We start from the raw sequence: 23,021 nt of genomic DNA on the forward strand, positions 1-23,021 counted from the left end.
AGGTGATCAGCTACTTTCGTGCATTCGCAGATAATGCTTTGCACATGTAGCAAGCCGAGCCAGGGCAAAGCCCCCTGAACTGCTCCGTCTGAGAAATCAGAGGCGGCGCAGAGACTCGTTGATTTACTGCATAGCCCTGCTGCTCAAAAAAGCCTGACGCAGTTGTTGTCAGCAAATGAAATCGAGCGATTCCTTGCTCGGCGGCTATCGCTTCAATTATCCGAAGCACGGCGACACCGACCCCCTTCGATCTGTAGGCCGACACTACGACCAAGGAACGCAGCAACCCGTCCGTACCATGCGTTTCAAACCCTCCCCATCCAACAGTCTCACCATCCCGTGAGAACTCAAAAAAGGTTCGGCCTGGAAGATCAATATCGTCTGCTGGAAGGTCAGCAGATTTCAGCGCATCGCGAAAGCGCTGCCACTGTCCTCCGGCTATTTCCTTTGCCTGGATCATCATCTTCCCCTCCATCCTCTCATCTCCGTTATGCCGACACGCATGGAACGTTAGGGCACATGCCAAACAGCAGACATCATATTCGCTTTACCGAATATTCGCTAAAGCGTATATTCGATTTCCCATATGCATCGAATTCCACCATGAGCCCTGCTATCAAAGTGCTTTTCGTGTGCGTTGCCAACTCAGCCCGCTCCCTGCTTGCAGAGGCTTTGCTGCGGCACACCGACCCGCGCTTCGAGGCCTTCAGCGCAGGATCTGAACCGTCTGAGGTTGATCCGCGCACGACTCAAGCATTGGAGGCAGTTGGAGTCGATGCTACGGGCCTGCACAGCAATTCCATCAGCGAGTTTCAAGCTGATCGATTCGATTACGTAATCACTCTTTGTGATAAATCCGCAAGCGAGTGCCTACCAATGCCCAGTGCAGGTGAAGTCATTGCATGGGATTTTCCTGACCCAGTAACTAGCGATGATCCTGGCGCATTTCGCCACACGCTCCACGACATCCACGAGCGCATCAAGCTCTTCGTTTTGGTCAAGACCAAACACCTGGAGGATCTATGACAGAACCCTTGAACCCCACCACCTTATTCAAGTGCCTGGCGGATGACACCCGAGCAAAAATTTCGCTGCTTGTCGTGAGTGAAGGTGAGCTTTGTGTATGCGAGCTAACGGCAGCACTCGACCTGAGTCAGCCGAAGATTTCTCGTCATTTGGCGCTACTGCGCTCTGCCGGTTTGCTGTTGGATCGTCGCCAAGGCCAATGGGTGTACTACCGGCTGAATCCTGACTTGCCCACGTGGGTGACTGCAGTTTTGAAGGAAGTGGTAGACGCCAATCAGCAATGGCTAGAAACCGAGGCTAAGCGCCTCTGCGGCATGAACGACCGCCCGATCAACCAAGCCGTGTGTAGCTGATTCGCGCCCAACCGGATTAATGAAATGCTGATTGCCGTATTGATCTTTATCGCAACCATCGTCCTTGTCATCTGGCAACCCAAGGGGCTTGGGGTTGGCTGGAGTGCGATGTTCGGTGCCATCGTGGCGTTGCTGGCAGGCGTCGTTACCCTCGCAGACATACCGGAGGTATGGCGCATAGTCTGGAACGCTACCGGAACGTTCATCGCGGTCATTATCATTAGTCTGTTGCTTGATGAGGCAGGCTTTTTCAAATGGGCTGCGCTGCATGTGGCCCGATGGGGAGGCGGGAGCACCCGCAAGTTGTTCGCATTTATCGTCCTGCTGGGCGCAGCGGTGTCTGCCCTGTTCGCTAATGACGGAGCAGCGTTGATCCTCACACCCATTGTGATCGCGATGTTGTTGGCGTTGCGTTTTTCTCCTGCTGCTACGTTGGCATTCGTCATGGCAGCCGGTTTTATCGCGGATACGGCGAGCTTACCGCTGGTGGTTTCCAACCTGGTCAACATCGTTTCTGCCGACTACTTCGATATCGGCTTCAACGAATATGCTTCGATCATGGTGCCGGTAAACATCGTCAGCGTGGCGGCGACGTTAGCCATGCTGCTGTGGTTTTTCCGCAAAGATTTACCAAAGACCTATGACCTCAACCAACTGGACAATCCGGACGAAGCAATCCACGACCGGGCCACTTTTGTAGCCGGCTGGTGGGTGTTGGCACTACTCCTGATCGGCTTCTTTGTCATTGAGCCATTGGGGGTGCCAATCAGCGCCATTGCAGCGGTCTGTGCATTCATTCTTTACGTCATCGCGGCTCGTGGTCACGCCATCAATACAAGCAAGGTGCTCAAAGAGGCGCCATGGCAGGTGGTGATTTTTTCTTTGGGTATGTACCTGGTTGTTTATGGCCTGAAGAACGCCGGTCTGACCGACCACATCGCGCAGATCCTGAACGTGTTCGCCGGTTATGGCGTTTGGGGCGCGTCCCTTGGTACAGGGCTGCTAACAGCGTTGCTGTCTTCGATCATGAACAACATGCCCACCGTTTTGGTAGGCGCCTTATCCATTCATGCCGCCGAAGTCGATGGTGTTGTCCAGCAAGCGATGGTTTACGCCAACATCATCGGCTGCGACCTGGGCCCGAAGATCACCCCAATTGGGAGCTTGGCAACTCTGTTGTGGCTGCACGTGCTCGCCCGGAAAAATATAACGATCAGTTGGGGTTACTACTTCAAGACCGGGATCGTGCTGACCGTGCCCATCCTCGTCGCCACATTGTCCGCCCTGGCACTGCGCCTCAGTTTTTGAATCAAGGAAATCGTCTGATGAAAGTCTTGTTCATGTGCACCCACAACAGCTGCCGCAGCATTCTGTCCGAAGCGCTTTTCAACCACTTGGCGCCCGAGGGTGTAGAAGCCGTCAGCTCAGGAAGCTTTCCCAGTGGCAGGGTGAATCAACGGGCATTGCAAACGCTGGAGGCGGCGGGTATCTCCACGGCGGGCTTGAGCAGCAAGGCTTCGGATGCTTTTGAAGCCTCACCTCCAGACATCGTGATCACTGTCTGTGACCGGGCAGCGGGTGAGGCATGCCCAATCTTCTTTGGGCCAGCTTTGAAGGCGCATTGGGGTCTGGCCGACCCGTCTGACGCTAGCGGTTCGGAAGCCGAGATCACCGCAGCTTTTGAAACCACACTCGCCAAAATTCACGAGCGCGTGAGCGCATTTCTTGCGCTGCCACTGAAGACCATCAGCGCTGAACAGTTGAAAGCTGAACTGAACCGCATCGGTTCGCTTTAAAGATCAACCGAGGCGGCACCCAACCAGGCGCCGCCGTAGGAGTTTATATGCAAGACACATTGCCGAACGTACACGCCGACCTGATCGACATTCCGTCGCTGGAGCAACTGTCGCCTCGCACGCCTTCGCTCCATAAACCTCGCATTCTTCTGCTGTATGGATCAACGCGAGAGCGCTCATTCAGTCGGTTAGTCACGCAAGAGGCGGCACGCCTGCTGAATGAGTTTGGCGCTGAAACCAAGATCTTTGACCCATCGGGTCTGCCGCTTCCGGATGACGCTGCCGATACACATCCCAAGGTCGCAGAGCTGCGCGAGCTGATGCAATGGTCTGAGGGGCAGGTGTGGTGCTCCCCTGAGCGTCACGGTTCTATGAGTGCAGTATTCAAAGCCCAAATTGACTGGGTTCCGCTGGCGATAGGTGCTGTACGACCTACGCAAGGAAAGACCCTTGCAGTGATGCAGGTCTGCGGTGGCTCGCAATCTTTCAACGTGGTTAATCAGCTGCGCGTACTGGGCCGATGGATGCGGATGTTCACCATCCCAAACCAATCTTCGGTTGCCAAGGCATTTACCGAGTTCGACGAGGCAGGTCGTATGAAGCCGTCCTCGTACTACGACCGTCTCGTGGACGTGATGGAAGAGCTGATGAAGTTCACCCTACTGTTGCGGGATCGCCAGGATTATTTGGTTGATCGGTACTCCGAGCGTAAAGAGTCCGCCGAAGAGCTTTCCAAACGCGTCAACCAGCGCTCCATCTAACGTCAGTACGAGGAAGCGATATGAGCCAGATCACGATCTACCACAACCCCGAATGCGGCACCTCTCGCAACACCTTGGAGTTGATCCGTAACAGCGGGGAAGAACCGACGGTTATCGAGTATCTGAAGACCCCGCCTGATCGCACCACACTTGTCAGACTCATTGGGGATATGGGTATCGGAGTGCAGGCTCTTTTGCGTATCAAAGGCACTCCGTACGAGGAGCTGGGATTGGGCGATGCATCGCTGACTGACGAGCAGCTCATCGATGCCATGATGGCTCATCCTATCCTGATCAATCGCCCCATCGTCGTGACGCCGTTGGGCACACGCTTGTGTCGCCCGTCAGAGGCCGTTCTCGACCTTCTGCCTCAGGAGCAGAGCGGCAGTTTCGTCAAGGAAGACGGACAAGTCGTCATTGATGAGAATGGCAACAGGGTTTGATCCCACCCGAAGTACGTGGCCTTGGAGTCCCATTCGCACTCCACTTGGCCACCGTCTGCATTCGACCTAACCAGCAATTGCATCTCGTTTGACCTGCTCGCTTTGTCAACATCATAGCAAAGAGCGGCCAATAGCAGAGTCCTGATCATCCTGTTTCGCCCTTCCTCCTATCTGAAGCCAGTTTCGGCAAATAGCTGTTTATGAGCTTTCCGTCAAACGGCGCTTGCATAGGTATAGGGGGTATACCTATGATGCGCGTATGCACAGTCAAAGGGGGTTCTCCCATGGGCCATATAGCTTCAAACAAAGACGATCTTCTCAAGCGCGTGAAACGCATCGCGGGGCAAATCCAAGCCGTTGAGCGTGCACTGGAATCGGATGCCGATTGCGCGAAAACATTGCATCTCGTAGCTGCCACACGTGGAGCTATCAACGGATTGATGGACGAAATTATTGAGGATCACGCCAGAGAGCATGTAGCGAGCCCAACGCTTAGCGATGAAGAGCGCAACAAGGGTGTCGAAGAGCTTCTTGAAGCCATTCGCCGCTATTCCAAGTGAAAAATCTAGGTACATGCTCATGAGCAGCAGCCACAACATCGAAATTAATCACGTACATGACCATGTGTTCCTCGGGTCAGCACACGAAGAAAATGCCAAACGTACCCTTTGGGTTGTGGCGCTAACGGTGGTGATGATGGTCGGCGAAATCGTCGCCGGCTATATCACTGGCTCGATGGCTCTACTCGCCGACGGCTTTCACATGGCAACCCATGCAGGCGCTTTGGGCATCGCTGCAGTTGCGTACAGTTACGCAAAACGCCACGCCTCCAGCAGTCGTTATAGCTTCGGTACGGGCAAGGTTGGAGACCTGGGTGGATTTGCATCGGCGCTCATTCTCGGCATGGTGTCCTTGGTAATCGCCGTAGAGTCGGTCATGCGTCTTTTGCAGCCGACGGAGGTTCAATTCGGAACCGCTACGCTCATTGCGATTGTGGGTTTGATCGTAAACATTGTGAGCGCGCTTCTGCTTGGCCACGGTCACAGTCATGGGCACGATCATGATCATCATGGGCACGGCGATAACAACCTGAAATCAGCTTACGTCCATGTGATAGCGGACGCTCTGACCTCCGTCCTGGCAATTGCAGCACTGCTCGCTGGCCGGTATCTCGGATGGGTGTGGCTGGATCCGGTAATGGGCATTGTGGGCGCCATAGTTATTGCGCGTTGGGCATGGAGTTTGATGGGCGTCACCTCGGCTGTACTGCTGGATCAAACTGATGAGCACGTTGCAGATGAAATCCGCGAGCTGGTAGAGAAGCCGGGTGATGCAACCATTACAGACCTGCATGTCTGGCGGGTCGGGCCAGAGGCGCATGCGGCTATTGTCAGCGTCCTCGGCGAATCCACTTTGAACGCTGAAAGCATTCGTGAACGACTGAAGCCTGTCCACGAAGTCAGCCACCTTACGGTCGAGTTTCGATTAGTTTGATTCACCGGCTCCCCAACCTCGACTTCATAGGAACTCCTAATGCCACTAGGGAAACGTGAGCTTGCGCGTATCGAACGTCGATTAATTACTACCCTCACCGAAGCGTGCGAAACAGCAAAAGGGGAGATCGAAGGATTTACGTGGCTCACTCACACCGCCGACCTGAATGCGTTGAGTGAAACCCTCAAGGTAGTCTGGGTGTTCGAAACACTGGCTGACAAGAAGCTCGCCCAGGCTATAGCGAAGGCGCGCATTGTTGAGTTGACCTCTATCGCGTTGAACGAGGCCGACATCGATCTGAACCTTTCAGACCGCTATGTCTGCTTTGACTCTGAGGAGGAGTGCCAGCGCACGCATGGTGGCAACTGGAAAAATCGCCTTGCTCAATCAGGCGCGACTAAAGGGGACTGACAATGGCTAAAGAAATCGAAAATCCCTGTATCTCGACTTGCCAGCTAAGTGGTGATCTCTGTGTGAGTTGCGGGCGCAGCAAGGAAGACATTAGAAAGTGGAAACGCATGAAGCGGCCTGAAAAAATGGCAGCTGTGCAAAGAGCGAACGTGCGATTGAAAGGGCTGAAAAAAGCGCAAGGTTAGTCACTTCCACAGGATGACCGTTGCCCGAGCTGTGCTCAAGCAGCTGCAAGGCCACCTCACTGCCGAAGTCTGATAGTCACAACGCACAGCGAGTGAACCTACTGCGATGCAACCTCAAGCTTGGGGAAAAGAATGGGTTCCAACGGAGGGGTTGCCTGACACAGCCCAAGCCTCCAGTAACCGACGTCGTGCCATTTTCCAAGCTTGAAGCCCACTTCTGGATACGTCCCAATGTGTACGAATCCTAGCGACTCGTGCAGACCGACACTTCCTTCATTGGGCTGCGCAATTCCGGCGTAAGCTGCGCGAAACCTCTGCTTTTCGAGAATCGGAAGCAAGGTTTCATAGAGTTCACGGCCAACGCCCTGCCGGCGAGCCGACTCGGCTATATACACCGTCACGTCCACAGCCCATCGGTAGGCCGGACGAGCGCGATGCTGGCTTGCGTAGGCATAGCCCTTGATCTCCCCACCTTCTTCGGCCACCAAGTAGGGATATGTCAAAAGCGTTGTCGCTATTCGCTGAGCGATTTCCTCAGCGCTTGGCGGAATCTCTTCGAACGAGATGGCCGTTGTCGAAACGATGGGGGCGTAAATGCGCTGGATGGCTACAGCGTCTGCTACCGTCGCCGTACGGATTTTCAAAGCCATGCAAGTCGTCCCTGATTCGAAAGCTGAACATTACCCTTTTTAGATCAGCCTTGGACATGGTCGAAATGTGAAGATGTTATGAGCGCCACCATTCGCCTGAGTAGTTCAGCTAGGCCTCTACATCGATCTGACTGATACGACCTCAACATATTTGTACTTCTTCCTTGCAGCCCTCACGGCCTCCTGCTCCGCAAGCAACGAGCTCAACGTATCAGCCTCGTGAATCAACTCGGTCATTTTCCCCTCAAACTCGTTCCCAACCCGGAGCGTGACCCGCAGCCTGGGCGTAAACGCCTTCGTCACTTTCTTCTTGGCTAGTGGAGCCTCTGCGGGCTTCGTGAAAACGATCTCTGGCACAGGCTCCAGCACTAGCGGAGTAGAAACTTGCTCCTTTGGCTGAGGCGTACCAAAAAGGGCACGACGCATTTCTTCTTCGGTTAATTCAGAGTTCATAGAGCATCTCAAAGGGGTGGCACTTCACTGGTAAAATTCTACAAGGATTGCTGCTGACCGGCGTCCATCGGGAAACTGCTTGGACGTTAAATCCCCAGTTCGATTTCAATACATGAGCCTCGCAGGGCACGCGAAAGCTGCGCCTTTGGTAGCAATGTGATGAGCCCATCAACCAAGCTGCTGGCGTGACGAGCGTATAAGGTGACTGTGCCTGCAGCCCGAATTCGACCCGGTACGAAGGCACCGACTCGTTCCTGGGCAATTTTCAGTATATTCAAGACTTCTTGGCTAACCTTGTCGTGGGATAGATGCTCAACGACTGGTCTGGACGGGCACCCGGCGCGGCTCCACATTTCTATGACAGCTTCGAGGAGTCCGTCTGAGCCAAGATGCTCGAGGGCCATTTCCCATAGCTGACCTTCCTGCACCATATCCAGGCGAGCCCTAGTCATAACGGAGTTCCAGCAAAATGAGGCTCTTTCTTGATTGCGAGTTCACCAAGCTCTCAGCCACAGCGAAGCTGATATCACTCGCACTGGTAGCTGAAAATGGACGCGAATTCTACGTGGAATTGCTCGACACATGGCGAGAGGAAGATTGCAGCGACTTCGTCATAGAGATCGTTCTTCCGCAGCTCTGGGGCGGTGGCAATGCACAACCCATTATCAGGGCAAGAACTGCACTGCTCGATTACCTAGCCTCGTTCGACGAAGTCCTGGAGATTGTCACAGACGCTCCACAGTACGACTGGGAGCTTTTCTGCGAACTCGCATATGACAATGGTACATGGCCAAGGAACGTTCGGAATTACCCCACCGATGCAACCACTCTAGATGCCTCAAGTGACGGGGCTCCGCTTCCGCATCACGCTCTTCTTGACGCCCGTATCATCGCTAGCATGTTCACCGAAAGCGATCTGAAGAAAGGGTAATGAAGTCCTAAGAGGCCAAGGTGAGCTAAAGCTGTCTTTCACAGCAAACCTTCCTGAGGCATTTTCAACCTGGTGCTGGTCATTCAAAAATCAGGCCTGTTCGGACTTGCTGGTCAAATACCTACGAATAGTAGTTTTAGACAGACCCAACGCTTCCGATATCTCAGTCACTGACACTCCCTCACTGTTCAGGCGATTTGCCTCTGCGGCTTTCTGCGCTGCTCCGGATCGCGCCGGTCGACCAGGAGGAAGCTTCCCTGCACTTACCAACGACTCCATCTCAATATCTACGCTGTCCTTTTTTATCCTATTTAGTTGCTTATTCAGACGCTTCAGCCCCTCCCTAAGCGGCTCGTTGGACTGTAGACACGTCGCCATGAGAATCAATGAGGCCGGCTCAACCTCAAGCAGCGCTGCGAGACGAATGAGCACATCAATCGTGATGTTCACCTCCCCACGCTCAATCCGGCCCCAATAGGAACGGTCAATAGTGATCAGGTTTTCTTGCGTAAGACCTTTTTTTCTACGCAGTGCTCGCACCACTACAGCTAGGGCTTCTGCGGCCTCCATGACATTTCCCCACGCAAATCGAGGATAAGGCCATATTGCGACGCACCATAACACGGGCTATGATCCGTATTACGGCGCTATCAGCGTTTTTGAGGCCTGCTTTTCGATGCATATACATCCGTAAGCGGAGCTAAGCACCTTGCTTGCGGCAGCCATCTGCTCGAGTGCGAGCGACAACAAGCGGGATTGAATTGTCAATTTCCCGGTTATTAATGAAAGGAAGCCCTATGGCTAGCGTCGAAGAACCCGACTTCATGAATGCGCCACGGACACCACTTGAGGGCCTGTCGAGCACCTCTGCAGCTCGAGCTTTAGCAGTCGAACGCTTTCCTAAAAAGCCTTACTGCCTAGTCCGCGACTGGACAATATTTCGCATTGAAGTCACCCGCGACGAACTCTTCAAATGTCATGCAGCGGGCCAGCTCCCGATGATCCTGTTTGCTCACAACGTGGCCGAGGACAGCCAAGGCCGTTTCGAACGCGGCGATTGGGTTCGTTCAAGCATGTGCACCGGTCTCCACGACGGTATTGCGTTCGAGACCAGAAACTCTGTTTACGTATTGATTGGCCCTGGTCATGAACAGCTCGCAAGCCTGAAAGACGTTTTCTCCCTCTTCTAACCTGCGCTCTATATCGGAGCCCCTTCAGGCCAAGGACATACGATGTTTAGAACACACGACGCCGACATGCTGGGCCTACCAGGCATGTTCGGTGAGGGTCAGTACCAATGGCATCAGGTATCCAAAGTGCTTCGTAATCACTGGTATCACGTAACCGTCCAGGCCAAGACCAAGGGCCGAATTTCAGAGGCGGTTCTGATGATCGACAGCGAACCACGGCTTCAGCAACTGCTGATTGCCCAGGACTCGGAGACGATCATCACAGAGGTGCAAGTTGTCACACCTGCCCACATGAATGGCACGGGAGTTTGGCGCATGGAGAAGCTGACCAAAGTGACGCTTGGTGAAGACCAAAACGAGTGTGTTGTGTGCCTGCTAGAGGTGGAGACCGGCTCCAAATACCACAGCTCTCACCAACCTAGCTTCAACACTGATGTGCTGAGCAACCTTCGTCCGATCTATCACGCAAACATGATTCGTACAGCCTGAGATTTACCAAGATTTCTGCACGATACCAGCACAGATGGTTGCGTGTGGAATTCCTGGTTACGCCGTATATACCGCCAACGGAGTGCAACAATGCTGAACATGATTGGCTTGGATTTTTATGGGAAGCGCCACACAGAATTCGACCTAATACGAATCAAAAAAGCTCAGGCGCAAGGCTTCGATAGACCGATCACAGCGTATCTTTGCAGCGCCTCCATCAAAGCCCGAACGGGCATAGGCGTAGTGTTTGGTCACAACCGTAAAGACCAGTATGGGCGGTTCGGCGACGGCCATTTGATCCGCACTTCTGATGTGATCAAAGTCGAGCGTGAAGGCAGGTTTTGGGTGATGACGACGGAGAATAGTCGTTACGTCTTGGCGACGTTCCAGAGGGGTAATGGACGTGCAAGCCTGCGTGAGTTTCTGCGGCTTTCACGGGGGATGCACCACTTCACCCCGCGAGGGTTACAGTAATGGTCGTGGTCTTCTTCCACTGGCGAACCCTCCTGAATGGCTTCGAGGTGGTGTCATGATCGTCAAGGCAGGCGAAGTCATCTGCATTGCCTCGGGCATTTTTGAGAATTACGACCGCGCTGGGCCCTTTGTTGCAACGCAGGACTTCGACCTCGATTCATTAATAGCAGCGGCAGTGAAGCCGCTCACAGAGAAATGGGAAGTGTCGAGTTTGTTTGGCGATATACCCAGGGTGCTTTTCGAAAACGGGCTTATCACCAAGCTTCCTTGTCGCAAAATTTACCTAGGAGCGATGGGCGAAGTCGACATTCGGGAAGAGCAGGATGACCTTTGATGACGACGCTTCAAGCATTTTACTAAAGCGTCATGATGGTAGCGATAGAGCTGAGATGGTTTGCCTTGCAGTAGCCGCAGTTAGGATCGCGGTAAACGTCGATGACTTCAGCGGCTTGTGCCGCTCCGGTCATGGGTAGTGTCGTGAACGCGGCAATTCGCAGACTGGCATTCATGCGAGTTCTCCAGTTTATTACTAATTCTTACCGGCAGCAGCAACCGCCGCCGTTCCCGCCACAGCCCGAGTTTTTCTTACTCGCTACGCTTTCCACTGTCGCCAGCTGTGCTGGATAGCCCGCGTTCTCCAGGGCTGTAAGCAGCGCATGGCTGTGCGAATCGCCGCTGACCTTCACCCGTCCGGCTTTTAAATCCACCGATACGTAACTCACGCCTTCAACTGGGCGCAGCGCTTCGGTGACATGTTTGACACATGAACCACAGCTCATGCCTTGGACTTGCAGTTCAACAATTTTCATTGGTGACTCCTCACAACAAAGTTGATCATGGAAAGACTAACGCATGAGGCTTTTTTGCGGCGTTGGCTTATCCTCAACCTTGCCGCCATGGCAAGGTCAAGCGGTCGTTGTCACTCAATCAATGGAAGCCTGGCGCAGACGTAAGGCGTTGAATACTACCGACGCCGAGCTCACGCTCATGGCCAGTGCGGCAATGAGCGGTGACAGAAGGTGACCGGTAAGTGGATAGAACAAGCCGGCAGCCAGTGGGATGCCCATGGCGTTATAAAGGAAGGCGAAGGCCAGGTTCTGGTGCATATTTCTCACCGTCGCGACTGACAGGCTGCGCGCCCGTAGGATACCGAGCAGATCCCCCTTCACCAGAGTGACCTGAGCGCTGTTCATCGCCACGTCAGTGCCAGTGCCCATGGCGATTCCTACATCAGCGCGAGCCAGTGCGGGGGCATCATTAATGCCGTCGCCGGCCATCGCCACCCGGTGTCCGGCTAGTTGCAAAGATGCCACCAGACGTTCTTTATCTTGCGGCTTGACCTCGCCGTGAACCTCCTCGATGCCCAACTGGCGGGCTACCGAGCGAGCAGTTGTAAGGCCGTCGCCAGTGGCCATGATGACCTTGACGCCATCCGCCTGCAGACGCTCGACGGCCAGCTTCGTGGTGGGTTTGATGGGGTCGGCAACAGCCAGTAAACCCGCCAGGGCGCCGTCCACTGCCAGGTACATGATGCTCGTACCGTCGCCGCGTAGCTTCTCGGCATGTTCTTGCAAGCTGTCTGTGGAAACGCCGGCTTCCTGCATCAACGCGGTATTGCCTATCATCAGTCGGCGACCCTCGACCTGACCGCTTACACCAATACCTGAGGCTGACTCGAAGGTTTCAGGTGTCACCAGTTTTAGCCCTGCGGCACGAGCCTGCTCGACGATGGCGTGGGCCAATGGATGCTCACTGCCCTGATCGAGACTTGCGGCCAGGCGCAACACTTCATCCTGAGTAAATCCGGGTACGGCCTCGACGCTATGGAACGCTGGTCGACCTTCCGTGAGGGTGCCAGTTTTGTCGACTATCAAGATGTCTATCTTGCGCAGGTTTTCGATAGCGGCGGCATCGCGAAACAATACGCCGCTGCCAGCAGCCTTGCCGGTGGCAACCATGACTGACATCGGTGTCGCTAGGCCAAGGGCACAGGGACAGGCGATGATCATGACCGCGACAGCGTTGATCAGTCCGAACACCCAACTTGGCTCGGGCCCCCAAAGCCCCCAGCCGAGTAGAGTCAGCGCGGCGATAGCAATCACCACAATCACGAAGTAACTAGCAATCACATCTGCCAGCCGTTGCATCGGCGCTTTTGAGCGTTGTGCCTGCACAACCATCTGCACAATCTGTGCGAGGAGGGTCGCTGATCCTATCTTCTGCGCCTGCATCACCAGACTACCGTGGATGTTGAGAGTGGCGCCGATCAGCGCGTCGCCGGCCCTCTTCATGATCGGTATCGGTTCGCCGGTGAGCATCGACTCATCTACAGCGCTTTCGCCTTGCAATACCTGGCCGTCTACAGGTACTTTTTCTCCCGGACGCACACGTAATGTGTCGCCGCTGTGTACGTGTGTCAGAGGGATGTCTTCTTCCGTGCCATCGGCATTGATCCGTCGGGCAGTTTTTGGGGCCAGTCCAAGCAGCGACTTGATGGCAGCCGAGGTTTGCGAGCGAGCCTTGAGTTCAAGCATCTGGCCGAGAAGGGTCAGTGAGATGATCACAGCCGCTGCTTCGAAGTACACACCGATGCGGCCCTCCATCATGAAGTTGCTGGGGAATACATCGGGGGTCAGGGTTGCCACGACGCTGTAAAGGAAGGCCGCCGCCGTGCCGAGGCCGATTAGCGTCCACATGTTCGGACTTCGCTGAATCACCGAACGCACACCACGCACATAAAACGGCCAGCCAGCCCACAGCACGACGGGTGTAGCCAATCCCAGCTCGACCCAATTTTGCGTGGTGCCATGGAACAACTCCAGGGCATGGCCACCCATAGCCAGCACGGTGACGATCACTGTCAGCGGCAATGTCCACCAGAAGCGCCGGGTGAAGTCCTTGAGTTCTAAGTTCTCTTCTTCCTCCAATTCGGGAATCACCGGCTCTAAGGTCATGCCGCACTTAGGGCAGACGCCGGGGCCGATCTGGCGAATTTCCGGATGCATGGGACATGTGTATTCAGCGGCACCCGTTAACGGTTCTGCTGTTGTCTGAGGGACTGGTTCGATTTTCGGTTGAGATATTCGATAACGCTCGGGCGCTGTCCTGAAGGCCGTTTGGCATTTCAGACTGCAGAACCGGTAGTGTTGCCCCTCATATTCCGTGCTGAACTGGCTGTCGTTACTGACGGTCATGCCACATACCGGGTCATGGGAGCCAGTGGCTTGGGGTTCAGAGTTCTGTATTGGGCCGTGCTCTTGACGAACCTCAGGGGTGTGCATGAGCTAACTCCTGTTCGCATCCTTGGTTGAGACTGAGGTTTCGCCGTGATGATTGTGACCACCGTGGTGGTGCCCGAAAAAATGCATCAGCGGGCACAACAGCAAAATCATATAAGGCAGTAAACCCAGCATATGGCCGTAGTGTTCTCTTGCCAGATAGAACAGCACGATCACCAGCAGCATACCCAGCGCTATGCCGGGTTTGCTCCTCCAAAATGTTGGAGAGGTGTTAGCGGAATGTGGCGAATTCACCATGGTTCTGTACTCCTGAGGGAGTGCGGTTTAGTGATACGTCGTATAGGTGCAACGGGCGGCAGTTTTACCCTTGGCATATTGGTTAAGGTAAAACCGTCGCTGCATTGCCTACAGGCTTGTGCGCGTCACTTGCTCGTCGGCATGTTCATCATGCTCGTTTGCTGATCCATCATTTTCATCATCATGTTCATCATTCCCATCTCCATGCCGTCTTTGTTGCTGCCCATGCCCTTGCCATGACAGTTCTTATGCATCATGTCCATGCTTTCCTTCATCGTCTTCATGCTCTCCTGCATGGCGGCGTGTCGCTCGGCAGGGGTCTTGGCGGCGGCTGCCTTGTCGTGTGCAGCCTGCATTTTTTGCATTTGCTCGGTCATGACATTGTTTTGCATCGGCGTAGCTGCTTCGCTTGTCTTGGCGGGCGCGGTCTGCCCCTCCGGGTGATGCTCATCGACTGCCGAGGCGATAAGTGGGCTGCTCACGAGCAGGGTGGCGAGGATAAATTTCAATGTGGCATGCATGGCAATCTCCAAAGGGTCAGGACAATTCAGGTAATACCAAGCCGCGCCAGGTTGGCGCAGTCAGACAGTGCGCCGAAGATCGGCGCGCAGAAGGTCGGATTAATCGTTGAAACGGACGAAAATCAGGCGGGCAGGAGGTCTGGCCGGTACAGGACGCCGTAATGCAAGAAAGGCAAAAGCGGAGGGATTGGCGGGATACAAAATCAGCAACGCTGGGATAAGGAGCAGAAACGTCCAACTGAACAGGTCAAATATTTGAAGATGGAGCGAAGGACTTACAGCTATTGCCGCATCGGAGCAGTGCTGAAGGCAACCGAGGGCATGGGCGTCGTGGCTATCGTGATCTTGCGTGGTGATCAGCGAGACATGAGTTGTAGCCGGATTGTGGCTGGGCTGTGCCAGACATCCCTGGGTCGCTGCCAGACCAAACGCTAACACCCACAGCACGATGGCGAGGCGTATGAACGTTGGTTGACGATGGCGAAACCAGAACATGGAGAATCTCCGGTACTGATTAGCGGATTTTGATTTTTCAACATACTCCACATTGAAGTGCCACAGTTGATCTACATCAATTTATGCAGCCGGCTGTCGGTTCTGTGGTGCGGTCAAATTTTATGACGCCCATCGATCTTTCAGATGTTGAGTTTCTCCGGGTGCTGTCAAAAGTGTAATCACCGGCTAAGCGTGCTGACAGGTACGTTCCCTCATCATCCTCATCGAGCTGACGCTCAAACTCTCTGGTTTCATCGAGAGTCAATTCCTTGAAGGAGATGCACTATGAAAGCAACCAACGTTGTGATTCTTACACTCAGTTTGGCTATATCGTCCCTGGCCTTTGCCGAAGGTGGCGGCGACCGTGCGGTTGAGCGCATGGAACGAGCTCGCGAGACGGCAATGGCCACCGGAAAGTCTGCCCCCGGAGCTGAGGCGCAAGAAAATATTGCACAAGAGAAGCTCAAGGCTGAAAAGCAGCCTCACCATTGCTGAGCCAACCAGCTTACTGAAATGTAATCACCCCGTTTGCTGGCTTATGGCATCTTCCGATACATCAAGCGCACTAGCTCGTCTAGCGTTAGCCCTTAGGGGCACGCCCAGTGCGCACATCTAACATCCGACTGACGGGACATGAATCGGTATGCAAGCCAAAACCTCTCGGCGCACCTTTGTGAAAGGACTCACCGCAGGCGGGATTCTCGGTGGTTTAGGCCTCTGGCATACCCCTATCTGGGCCGCCCCTAGAGTGGGCGATGCCAATGTCTTGTCAGGTACAGAGTTTGACCTCTTCATCGGAGAAACACCGGTAAATATCACTGGGAACTCCCGGACGGCCATGACCATAAATGGCGGGATTCCTGGGCCCCAGCTGCGCTGGCGTGAGGGCGATACCGTGACCTTGCGGGTCAAGAACCGCCTCAAGGATATGACTTCTATCCACTGGCACGGAATTATCCTTCCGGCAAACATGGACGGTGTTCCAGGCCTTAGCTTCCATGGAATTGAGCCTGATGGCACGTACGTCTATCAGTTCAAGGTCAAGCAGAACGGAACGTACTGGTATCACAGTCACTCCGGCTTCCAAGAACAGGTTGGTGTGTACGGCCCACTGGTCATCGATGCCAAAGAGCCTGAGCCTTTTGAGTATGACCGCGACCTCGTGGTGATGCTTAGTGACTGGACTGATGAAAATCCTGCTTCGCTGATGAAAACACTGAAGAAACAGGCGGACTACTACAACACCCATAAGCGAACAGTGGGTGACTTCATCAATGACGTGGCTGACAAAGGTTGGTCAGCGACCGTCGCTGATCGCAAGATGTGGGCCGAGATGAAGATGAATCCTACGGACATTGCGGACGTCAGTGGTGCGACGTACACCTACTTGATGAACGGACAGGCTCCGGACTCCAATTGGACTGGCACCTTCAAACCTGGCGAAAAGCTCAGGTTGAGGTTCATCAATGGTTCAGCCATGTCCTACTTTGATGTACGAATTCCAGGTTTGAAGATGACTGTTGTGGCCGCTGATGGCCAATACGTCAAACCGGTAAGCGTGGATGAGTTCAGGATCGCCACTGCCGAGACTTTCGACGTGATCGTCGAACCCACGCAAGAGGCCTACACACTGTTTGCGCAGTCGATGGATCGGTCGGGTTACGCCAGAGGCACCTTGGCTGTCCGGTCTGGCATGACTGCTCCAGTGCCTGCGCTAGACCCTCGTCCTCTAGTCACCATGGCCGACATGGGTATGGCCGGTATGGATCACGGTGGGATGGCCGGTATGGGCGATATGGCTGGAATGGATCACAGCAAAATGGCCGGTATGGGAGACGACTCGATGCAGGGTATGTCAGGTATGGACGGCGGAGCCATGAAAGATAGCTCTGGTGCTATGCAAGGCATGTCCAGCATGCAGGGAATGGATCACAGCAATATGTCCATGGGCGGCATGAATGGTATGGGAGAAATGCAGTCGCACCCAGCCACAGAGTCCAACAATCCCCTCGTCGACATGCAAGCAATGTCGACCTCTCCGAAGCTCGATGATCCTGGCATGGGCCTTCGCGACAATGGACGAAAGGTGCTGACGTACTCTGATCTAAAAAGCACGTTTGAGGATCCAGATGGCCGTGAGCCAAGTCGCACTATTGAACTGCACTTGACCGGTCATATGGAGAAATTTTCCTGGTCTTTCAACGGCGTGAAGTTTTCAGACGCCGAGCCGGTAAAACTGAAGTATGGCGAGCGAGTTCGGTTCGTTCTTGTGAACGACACCATGATGACTCACCCCATCCACCTGCATGGGATGTGGAGCGACCTTGAAGATGAAAACGGGCAATTCCTTGTCCGCAAACACACCATCGATATGCCGCCAGGATCAAAGCGCAGCTACCGGGTGACTGCAGATGCGCTGGGACGCTGGGCCTATCACTGCCATCTCCTATACCACATGGAAATGGGCATGTTCCGTGAAGTGCGCGTGGAGGAATAAGGAGATGGCTATGAGTAATTTCTTAAGCGGGACTCGCATGCACTCGGCTGTACTCACGGTCGCTCTCACTGCTGGTGTTGCCTTGCCGGCAGCTGCTGAGTCTAGCCAGGGGGTGGCCGCTGGGCAGATGCAGGGCATGGATCACAGCCAGATGCAGGGTATGGATCACAGCCAGATGCAGGGCATGGATCACAGCCAGATGCAGGGCATGGATCACAGCAAAATGGAGGGTATGCAGCCCGCCAAGCAACCACTAACTCAAAGCCGGACTCCGATACCACCACTTACCGATGCTGACAGAGCCGCAGTCTATAACGCCCCTGGTGGTCATGAAGTTCATGACACTGCAATCAACTCATTTTTTATATTTGAGAAACTGGAATGGCAGGATGCTGACGATGGAAGCGCGCTGAACTGGGAAGCACAAGGTTGGATAGGGGGAGATGTTGATCGGCTATGGTTGCGCTCCGAAGGTGAGCGCACCAATGGGAAGACTGAAGAAGCAGAGGTTCAGGCACTTTGGGGCCACTCCATTAGCCCTTGGTGGGATTTAGTCGGTGGGGTTCGTCAAGACTTCAAACCAGGCGACCCACAAACGTGGGCTGCTTTCGGTATTCAGGGCCTGGCTCTCTACAATTTCGAGGCCCAGGCTACTGCTTATCTGGGTGAAGGTGGCCAGACCGCTGCTCGGTTGGAGGGTGACTACGACATTCTCCTTACCAATAAGCTGATTCTGCAACCGACGGCAGAATTCAATTTCTATGGCAAAAACGATCCTCAACGCGGGGTCGGTTCAGGGCTGTCTGAAAGTGAGGTTGGTTTGCGGCTTCGGTACGAAGTCCGCCCGCAATTCGCACCTTACGTCGGTGTAACTTGGAATCGGGCTTATGGCAGAACCGCAGACTATGCCCGCGAGGAAGGCGAAGATAACAACGAAGCACGCCTAGTGCTCGGCGTCCGAGTGTGGTTCTGAAACAAAGTTAGCGGTACTAAATAATTATCTAACCTCATTACAACAGCTTCGCGCTGTGAGGAGCCTTGCATGTCCGTATTCAAATCCTGTGTTGTGGCCGTCGCTCTTTCTTCTAGCCTGCTGCTCAGTGCAGTTGCCCAAGCTCACCCGAAGCTGCTGTCTTCAACTCCGGCTGAAGGCGAGAGCGGCCCAGCTCCTGCGAAGATTGAACTGCATTTTTCCGAAAACCTGGTTACTCAGTTTTCCGGGGCCAAGTTGGTCATGACGGAAATGCCTGGCATGTCACACTCCCCTATGCCCATGAAAGCCAGCGTGTCTGGCAGTACCGATCCTAAAACCATGATCTTGACCCCGGCCTCTCCTCTCACCGCTGGTACTTACAAAGTCGAATGGCGAGCGGTCTCCTCCGATACCCATCCGATTACCGGCAGCGTTACTTTCAAAGTGAAATAAGCGTGGGCGACCCATTGAATGTGGCGCTGCGCCTCGCGCTTTATCTGGATCTAATGCTCCTGTTCGGCCTGGCGGTCTTTGGACTGTACAGCTTTCGGGGTAAAGAGCGCGTGTCCGGAGCGGTGCTGCATTTTGGGTGGATACTGCCCGGCACCGCTGCTATAGGCATGCTTTTGTCCGTAGCAGCTTTCATGATTATCACAAGCAATATGAGCGGCGCCTCCGACTGGGACGAGCTGCGGCCTCATCTGGAAATGATGCTGTACGAGACTGAGATCGGCTATAGCTGGGTGACGCGCATGATCTCGCTGGCAGTGGTGATTTTTGTCGCAAGTCAGAGCAAGCGATGGCCAACAGGGAGTCTCTGGGTTGCTACCTTGGCAGGCAGCATCGCCTTGTCCACGCTTGCTTGGACAGGTCATGGGGCAATGGACGAAGGTACTAAGCGGTTCTGGCACTTTGCAGCTGATATTCTGCACCTCCTCTCCGCTGGGGGCTGGATCGGAGCTCTTGCGGCGTTTGGCCTGATGTTGAGGATTAAAGGGGCTAATCCGGAGCAACTCGTAAGAGTGCTGTCACGAGCGCTTAAAGGATTCGAAACAGCGGGTGGATTTATTGTTGGCACAATCATAATTACTGGCGTCGCTAATTATCTCTTCATTGTCGGGCCGACAGTAATCGAACTCGTAACTAGCACCTACGGCATTCTCCTGCTGATGAAAGTCCTGCTTTTCGCTGGGATGATTGGGCTTGCTGCACTCAATCGTTTCTACCTGAGTCCCTCACTTGAACGTTCTTTGAAGGCTGGGGATTATTCTCTGGCAGCAACTGCCTTGAGAAAAAGTGTGATGCTCGAATCGACCTGTGCAGTTGTCATCGTTTTCTTGGTGGCATGGCTAGGAACGTTGAGCCCTTCAATCGAGATGGCTCAAGGGTGATTCATGAGCCAGATCTGAGCGTCACTATGGACGCTCAGGACTAGGTAAAAACTATCGGCTCGAGGGGTAGTCAGCGACCACTTCTTGCGCACCTGCCTTGGTGAGCCCCAATACTTGATAAGGTTGATGATTCTGGCCGTAGTCCATGCCGGGGGAGCCTGCTGGCATGCCTGGTACTGCAATTCCTGCGAGGTCTGAGCGGCCACTCAGCTTCTTGATTTCTTCCGCAGGGACATGCCCCTCTACGAACTTGCCGTCAATAACAGCCGTATGGCATGACGCGAGTCCCTGCGGCACTCCTAAGCTCTGCTTAATAGCGCTCATATTGCTTTCAACATGGTCGACCACCTTGAATCCATTCGATTCAAGGTGCTTGACCCACTCCTTGCAGCATCCGCAGTTCGCGTCACGATGCACATCGATTGTGAGCGGCTCAGCCGCCTGCGCGACAGCACAAATCATCAAGCCCACGGCGAGCGATAGCTTTCGTTTGAACATTCGATGCACCTCGTAGCGTTTTAGTATGCGGTTGCTCTGCAAGCCCCCTAGCCTTGGGCCAGCCGTCATGCTTCCACAGTGGTTGGAATTAGGTTAAGCGCAAAAAGCTCAAATCGCTGATTACATTTTTGTAAGCCGCCTGCCAATTCACTCCATCCAACCCATCACACACCGACCTGTCGTGGCATCGGGCGATCCGTGGGCTGTTGAGGCAATTACATTTACGTAAGCTTGCGCACAGATGTCAGATTGGTAGCACACTAGAACACCGCAAACCGGAGCCCGTGCATGAAACTCTTGGTCGCAGAAGACGAACCCAAAATCGGAATGTACCTACAGCAGGGTCTTGTGGAGGCTGGCTTCACTGTCGACCGAGTTGTTACGGGAACAGAGGCGTTGCACCATGCGTTAAATGAGACCTATGACCTTCTGATCCTGGACGTAATGATGCCCGGCCTGGACGGCTGGGAGGTCATTCAATCTGTCCGCATAGCCGGGAACTCAGTTCCTGTTTTGTTTCTGACAGCCAGGGACGGGGTTGATGACCGGGTCAAAGGGTTGGAACTAGGAGCGGACGATTACCTAGTCAAACCCTTTGCATTTTCCGAATTGCTTGCTCGCGTCAGAAGCTTGCTCCGCCGTGGTTCCGCCGTACCCAACCAAACATCTATCAAAATCGGCGATCTGGAGGTCGATCTTCTGAAACGACGTGCCTCCCGCTCAGGTCGACGCATTGACCTCACCGCCAAAGAATTCTCCCTCCTAGAACTCCTTATGCGCCGTAGAGGGGAAGTCCTGCCAAAATCACTGATCGCATCGCAGGTTTGGGATATGAACTTCGACAGTGATACCAACGTGATCGAAGTAGCAATTCGCCGGCTCCGGGCCAAAATCGATGATGATTTCGACACTAAGCTGATTCAGACCACCAGGGGAATGGGCTACATGCTAGATGCGCCGGATACTGAATGAAGCGTGTATCTCTTACCTTCCGTTTGAGCATGATGTTTGTCTGTGCCGTGGTAGCCGTGCTGGTTGTAGCAGGCTTTACCTTCGATGCTTTTAGTAGACATCACTTCAAAGCGCTCGACCGTCAAGCGATGACGGAAAAGCTCGTATCCATTCGGCAAATCATGGATGGCGAGGCCGGCTCCGTAGACTCTTCAGAAGTGGTGTTACAACTGCAAGCCCTGCTGGGCGCCCATCAGGAGCTTTCAGCATCGATTGTCACCAACGGAGGGAGGACGATCTTCGCTACTCCCAACGGAACTGCACAGCCTACCGCTGCGGTTCATGAGGCTGGGGAAGGTTTGTTGGAGTGGACGGCTGGCGGCCATACGTATAGAGGCATGAAGGCCCAAGTTCATTTAGTGAATGAAGCTGAGCCACTAACCGCATGGTTAAGTATGGATATCACCAGTCACATGCACTTCGTTGAAACTTTGCGTTGGTGGCTGGTCATTGGGCTGGCTATCAGCGCTCTGGTCAGCGCAGCGTTAGGGTGGCTGGTGGCGCGCAGCGGGTTAAAGCCGGTCGCACAGGTGACGCAAGTCGCGGCCTCAATGTCAGCCGGTTCGCTGAAAGAACGCATCCCGATGGACTCGGTGCCTCGTGAGCTTGAGAGCCTTGTCTCTTCTTTCAACGCCATGCTTGCTCGCCTTGAAGAGTCTTTTGTTCGGCTGTCCAACTTTTCAGCCGATATTGCGCACGAGCTACGAACCCCTATCAGCAATCTGCGTACACACACCGAAGTCATCCTTTCAAAGAAACGTGCACCGGACACTTATGAAGAGAATCTCTATTCAAACCTGGAGGATCTGAACCGACTCTCCAGCATTATTGACGGCATGCTTTTCTTAGCAAAATCGGACAACGGTCTGGTTCTACCTGCCAAAGAGAAAGTCGAGTTGCGTTCGGTGGTCGAAAAACTTTTCGAGTATTACCAGTTGCTGGCAGAAGACACCGGAGTAAAGCTACAAGTCTCCGGACACGGCGCGGTCTATGGTGACGGTACGATGTTGGATAGGATGATCTCGAATTTACTTTCTAATGCGCTCAGGTATACCCCTCCTGACTGCACTGTCTCCGTAAAAATCGAGTCGTTGGGTAGCATAATCAGCTTGTCAGTGAAGAACCCCGGCGAGGAAATAGCTGGAGAACATCTGCCCCGGTTGTTTGACCGTTTTTACAGAGTCGATCCTGCACGTAGAGAGGGTGCTACGAACAACGCGGGGTTAGGTTTGGCAATCGTCAGATCACTGGTTGACGCCCATGATGGCGCCGTTGAGTGTGTCTCCGGAGGAGGCTATACGACCTTTGAGATCCGCTTACCTGCTTGGCCTGCTGACTGAGAATAAAAGAAAACTCCCGTGCCTCTTCTTTGAGGAACAAGGCCGCAATGCGGCCTTGTTTATTTACGGCGTCACTCGTGTGAATGGCCGTGCCCAGCGATCT

Annotated in this window: 32 protein-coding genes and 1 pseudogene; 22 read left to right on the forward strand and 11 right to left on the reverse strand. The window is 54.1% G+C overall.

The window, feature by feature from the left end; translation table 11 throughout:
* Window positions 1-10: 10 nt before the first annotated feature.
* A complete protein-coding gene (arsN2, locus tag EJD88_RS23195) occupies window positions 11-463 on the reverse strand; it encodes an arsenic resistance N-acetyltransferase ArsN2 (protein WP_256673683.1) in 453 nt (150 codons plus the stop codon).
* A gap of 140 nt (window positions 464-603) precedes the next feature.
* Here arsN2 and EJD88_RS23200 point away from each other — a divergent pair, with 140 nt between their 5' ends.
* The 10 genes from EJD88_RS23200 (at window position 604) to EJD88_RS23245 (ending at window position 6,469) form a co-directional block, all read left to right on the forward strand.
* Entirely contained in the window at window positions 604-1,026 is a 423-nt protein-coding gene (locus tag EJD88_RS23200; protein WP_158879130.1) for an arsenate reductase ArsC, read from the forward strand.
* A complete protein-coding gene (locus EJD88_RS23205) occupies window positions 1,023-1,379 on the forward strand; it encodes a metalloregulator ArsR/SmtB family transcription factor (RefSeq protein ID WP_053177965.1) in 357 nt (118 codons plus the stop codon). The genes EJD88_RS23200 and EJD88_RS23205 overlap by 4 nt, the downstream gene beginning before the upstream one ends.
* Window positions 1,380-1,403: 24 nt before the next feature.
* Window positions 1,404-2,687 (forward strand): arsenic transporter, encoded by a 1,284-nt coding sequence (locus tag EJD88_RS23210; RefSeq protein ID WP_007247284.1) that lies wholly within the window; start codon window positions 1,404-1,406, stop codon window positions 2,685-2,687.
* A 17-nt stretch (window positions 2,688-2,704) separates the two neighbouring features.
* On the forward strand, window positions 2,705-3,175 hold the full coding sequence (locus tag EJD88_RS23215) for an arsenate reductase ArsC (RefSeq protein WP_099455476.1): 471 nt from the start codon (window positions 2,705-2,707) through the stop codon (window positions 3,173-3,175).
* 47 nt (window positions 3,176-3,222) lie between these two features.
* Entirely contained in the window at window positions 3,223-3,936 is a 714-nt protein-coding gene (gene arsH, locus EJD88_RS23220) for an arsenical resistance protein ArsH (protein ID WP_038443860.1), read from the forward strand.
* Window positions 3,937-3,956: 20 nt separating this feature from the next.
* Window positions 3,957-4,379, forward strand: a complete 423-nt coding sequence (gene arsC / locus EJD88_RS23225) for an arsenate reductase (glutaredoxin) (RefSeq protein WP_038443859.1) — start codon at window positions 3,957-3,959, stop codon at window positions 4,377-4,379.
* A 284-nt stretch (window positions 4,380-4,663) separates the two neighbouring features.
* Entirely contained in the window at window positions 4,664-4,939 is a 276-nt protein-coding gene (locus EJD88_RS23230; RefSeq protein WP_080725266.1) for a metal/formaldehyde-sensitive transcriptional repressor, read from the forward strand.
* 19 nt (window positions 4,940-4,958) lie between these two features.
* A complete protein-coding gene (dmeF, locus tag EJD88_RS23235) occupies window positions 4,959-5,873 on the forward strand; it encodes a CDF family Co(II)/Ni(II) efflux transporter DmeF (RefSeq protein ID WP_038443855.1) in 915 nt (304 codons plus the stop codon).
* Window positions 5,874-5,912: 39 nt separating this feature from the next.
* Window positions 5,913-6,284 (forward strand): hypothetical protein, encoded by a 372-nt coding sequence (locus EJD88_RS23240; RefSeq protein ID WP_038443854.1) that lies wholly within the window; start codon window positions 5,913-5,915, stop codon window positions 6,282-6,284.
* 2 nt (window positions 6,285-6,286) lie between these two features.
* Window positions 6,287-6,469, forward strand: a complete 183-nt coding sequence (locus EJD88_RS23245) for a DUF1289 domain-containing protein (protein ID WP_080727717.1) — start codon at window positions 6,287-6,289, stop codon at window positions 6,467-6,469.
* 98 nt (window positions 6,470-6,567) lie between these two features.
* Here the strand turns inward: EJD88_RS23245 and EJD88_RS23250 are convergent, their stop codons facing one another.
* Together EJD88_RS23250 and EJD88_RS23255 are read right to left on the reverse strand one after the other, a co-directional pair.
* Entirely contained in the window at window positions 6,568-7,119 is a 552-nt protein-coding gene (locus EJD88_RS23250; RefSeq protein WP_038443853.1) for an arsinothricin resistance N-acetyltransferase ArsN1 family B, read from the reverse strand.
* Between the two features lie 117 nt (window positions 7,120-7,236).
* Complete coding sequence (locus EJD88_RS23255) at window positions 7,237-7,572, reverse strand: hypothetical protein (protein ID WP_038443850.1); 336 nt, start codon at window positions 7,570-7,572, stop codon at window positions 7,237-7,239.
* Between the two features lie 469 nt (window positions 7,573-8,041).
* On the opposite strand from EJD88_RS23255, the gene EJD88_RS23260 reads away from it, so the two are divergent.
* Window positions 8,042-8,503 (forward strand): 3'-5' exoribonuclease, encoded by a 462-nt coding sequence (locus EJD88_RS23260; RefSeq protein ID WP_032894853.1) that lies wholly within the window; start codon window positions 8,042-8,044, stop codon window positions 8,501-8,503.
* Between the two features lie 90 nt (window positions 8,504-8,593).
* Here EJD88_RS23260 and EJD88_RS23265 read toward each other — a convergent pair whose 3' ends face one another.
* Window positions 8,594-9,073, reverse strand: a complete 480-nt coding sequence (locus tag EJD88_RS23265; RefSeq protein WP_050499464.1) for a helix-turn-helix domain-containing protein — start codon at window positions 9,071-9,073, stop codon at window positions 8,594-8,596.
* 227 nt (window positions 9,074-9,300) lie between these two features.
* Here EJD88_RS23265 and EJD88_RS23270 point away from each other — a divergent pair, with 227 nt between their 5' ends.
* From EJD88_RS23270 to EJD88_RS23285, 4 genes are all read left to right on the forward strand, one after another.
* The gene (locus EJD88_RS23270) at window positions 9,301-9,693 is read left to right on the forward strand and encodes a hypothetical protein (protein ID WP_051903165.1); all 393 of its coding nucleotides are present in this window, start codon (window positions 9,301-9,303) and stop codon (window positions 9,691-9,693) included.
* Window positions 9,694-9,735: 42 nt separating this feature from the next.
* Window positions 9,736-10,182: a hypothetical protein gene (locus EJD88_RS23275; RefSeq protein ID WP_158879131.1), complete on the forward strand. Its 447-nt coding sequence runs from the start codon at window positions 9,736-9,738 to the stop codon at window positions 10,180-10,182.
* 90 nt (window positions 10,183-10,272) lie between these two features.
* Window positions 10,273-10,656, forward strand: coding sequence for a hypothetical protein (locus tag EJD88_RS23280; protein WP_032894847.1), 384 nt, complete (start codon window positions 10,273-10,275; stop codon window positions 10,654-10,656).
* A 55-nt stretch (window positions 10,657-10,711) separates the two neighbouring features.
* Window positions 10,712-10,990 carry a hypothetical protein gene (locus tag EJD88_RS23285; RefSeq protein ID WP_158879132.1) on the forward strand — a complete coding sequence of 93 codons (279 nt, stop codon included), beginning with the start codon at window positions 10,712-10,714 and terminating at the stop codon, window positions 10,988-10,990.
* A gap of 61 nt (window positions 10,991-11,051) precedes the next feature.
* Here EJD88_RS23285 and EJD88_RS23290 read toward each other — a convergent pair.
* The 6 genes and pseudogenes from EJD88_RS23290 to EJD88_RS23310 form a co-directional block, all read right to left on the reverse strand.
* Window positions 11,052-11,165: pseudogene (locus tag EJD88_RS23290) on the reverse strand (DUF411 domain-containing protein); the annotation flags it as partial.
* 27 nt (window positions 11,166-11,192) lie between these two features.
* The gene (locus tag EJD88_RS23295) at window positions 11,193-11,465 is read right to left on the reverse strand and encodes a heavy-metal-associated domain-containing protein (RefSeq protein WP_032894845.1); all 273 of its coding nucleotides are present in this window, start codon (window positions 11,463-11,465) and stop codon (window positions 11,193-11,195) included.
* 114 nt (window positions 11,466-11,579) lie between these two features.
* A complete protein-coding gene (locus tag EJD88_RS23300; RefSeq protein ID WP_032897731.1) occupies window positions 11,580-13,850 on the reverse strand; it encodes a heavy metal translocating P-type ATPase in 2,271 nt (756 codons plus the stop codon).
* Between the two features lie 90 nt (window positions 13,851-13,940).
* Window positions 13,941-14,192 (reverse strand): DUF2933 domain-containing protein, encoded by a 252-nt coding sequence (locus EJD88_RS27325; RefSeq protein WP_032894843.1) that lies wholly within the window; start codon window positions 14,190-14,192, stop codon window positions 13,941-13,943.
* Window positions 14,193-14,317: 125 nt separating this feature from the next.
* Entirely contained in the window at window positions 14,318-14,713 is a 396-nt protein-coding gene (locus tag EJD88_RS23305) for a hypothetical protein (RefSeq protein ID WP_032894840.1), read from the reverse strand.
* Between the two features lie 99 nt (window positions 14,714-14,812).
* A complete protein-coding gene (locus EJD88_RS23310; RefSeq protein WP_032894838.1) occupies window positions 14,813-15,208 on the reverse strand; it encodes a hypothetical protein in 396 nt (131 codons plus the stop codon).
* 285 nt (window positions 15,209-15,493) lie between these two features.
* Between EJD88_RS23310 and EJD88_RS23315 the strand changes: the two genes are divergently transcribed.
* The 5 genes from EJD88_RS23315 (at window position 15,494) to copD (ending at window position 20,069) form a co-directional block, all read left to right on the forward strand.
* Window positions 15,494-15,703: a co-regulatory protein PtrA N-terminal domain-containing protein gene (locus tag EJD88_RS23315; RefSeq protein ID WP_032894835.1), complete on the forward strand. Its 210-nt coding sequence runs from the start codon at window positions 15,494-15,496 to the stop codon at window positions 15,701-15,703.
* A gap of 148 nt (window positions 15,704-15,851) precedes the next feature.
* Window positions 15,852-17,705 carry a copper resistance system multicopper oxidase gene (locus EJD88_RS23320; RefSeq protein WP_032894833.1) on the forward strand — a complete coding sequence of 618 codons (1,854 nt, stop codon included), beginning with the start codon at window positions 15,852-15,854 and terminating at the stop codon, window positions 17,703-17,705.
* A 127-nt stretch (window positions 17,706-17,832) separates the two neighbouring features.
* The gene (locus EJD88_RS23325; RefSeq protein WP_232964630.1) at window positions 17,833-18,678 is read left to right on the forward strand and encodes a copper resistance protein B; all 846 of its coding nucleotides are present in this window, start codon (window positions 17,833-17,835) and stop codon (window positions 18,676-18,678) included.
* A gap of 69 nt (window positions 18,679-18,747) precedes the next feature.
* Window positions 18,748-19,131 (forward strand): copper homeostasis periplasmic binding protein CopC, encoded by a 384-nt coding sequence (copC, locus tag EJD88_RS23330; protein ID WP_032894831.1) that lies wholly within the window; start codon window positions 18,748-18,750, stop codon window positions 19,129-19,131.
* 2 nt (window positions 19,132-19,133) lie between these two features.
* Window positions 19,134-20,069, forward strand: a complete 936-nt coding sequence (gene copD / locus EJD88_RS23335; protein WP_032894830.1) for a copper homeostasis membrane protein CopD — start codon at window positions 19,134-19,136, stop codon at window positions 20,067-20,069.
* Between the two features lie 51 nt (window positions 20,070-20,120).
* Here the strand turns inward: copD and EJD88_RS23340 are convergent, their stop codons facing one another.
* Window positions 20,121-20,567, reverse strand: coding sequence for a DUF411 domain-containing protein (locus tag EJD88_RS23340; protein WP_032894829.1), 447 nt, complete (start codon window positions 20,565-20,567; stop codon window positions 20,121-20,123).
* Between the two features lie 288 nt (window positions 20,568-20,855).
* Here EJD88_RS23340 and EJD88_RS23345 point away from each other — a divergent pair, with 288 nt between their 5' ends.
* Window positions 20,856-21,539 carry a heavy metal response regulator transcription factor gene (locus EJD88_RS23345; RefSeq protein ID WP_032894827.1) on the forward strand — a complete coding sequence of 228 codons (684 nt, stop codon included), beginning with the start codon at window positions 20,856-20,858 and terminating at the stop codon, window positions 21,537-21,539.
* Complete coding sequence (locus EJD88_RS23350) at window positions 21,536-22,918, forward strand: heavy metal sensor histidine kinase (RefSeq protein ID WP_047338274.1); 1,383 nt, start codon at window positions 21,536-21,538, stop codon at window positions 22,916-22,918. Before EJD88_RS23345 ends, EJD88_RS23350 begins: the two co-directional genes overlap by 4 nt.
* The last annotated feature ends 103 nt before the right edge of the window (window positions 22,919-23,021 follow it).

This window comes from Pseudomonas sp. PB105 (assembly GCF_009764655.1).
Lineage (GTDB): Bacteria > Pseudomonadota > Gammaproteobacteria > Pseudomonadales > Pseudomonadaceae > Aquipseudomonas > Aquipseudomonas cyclaminis.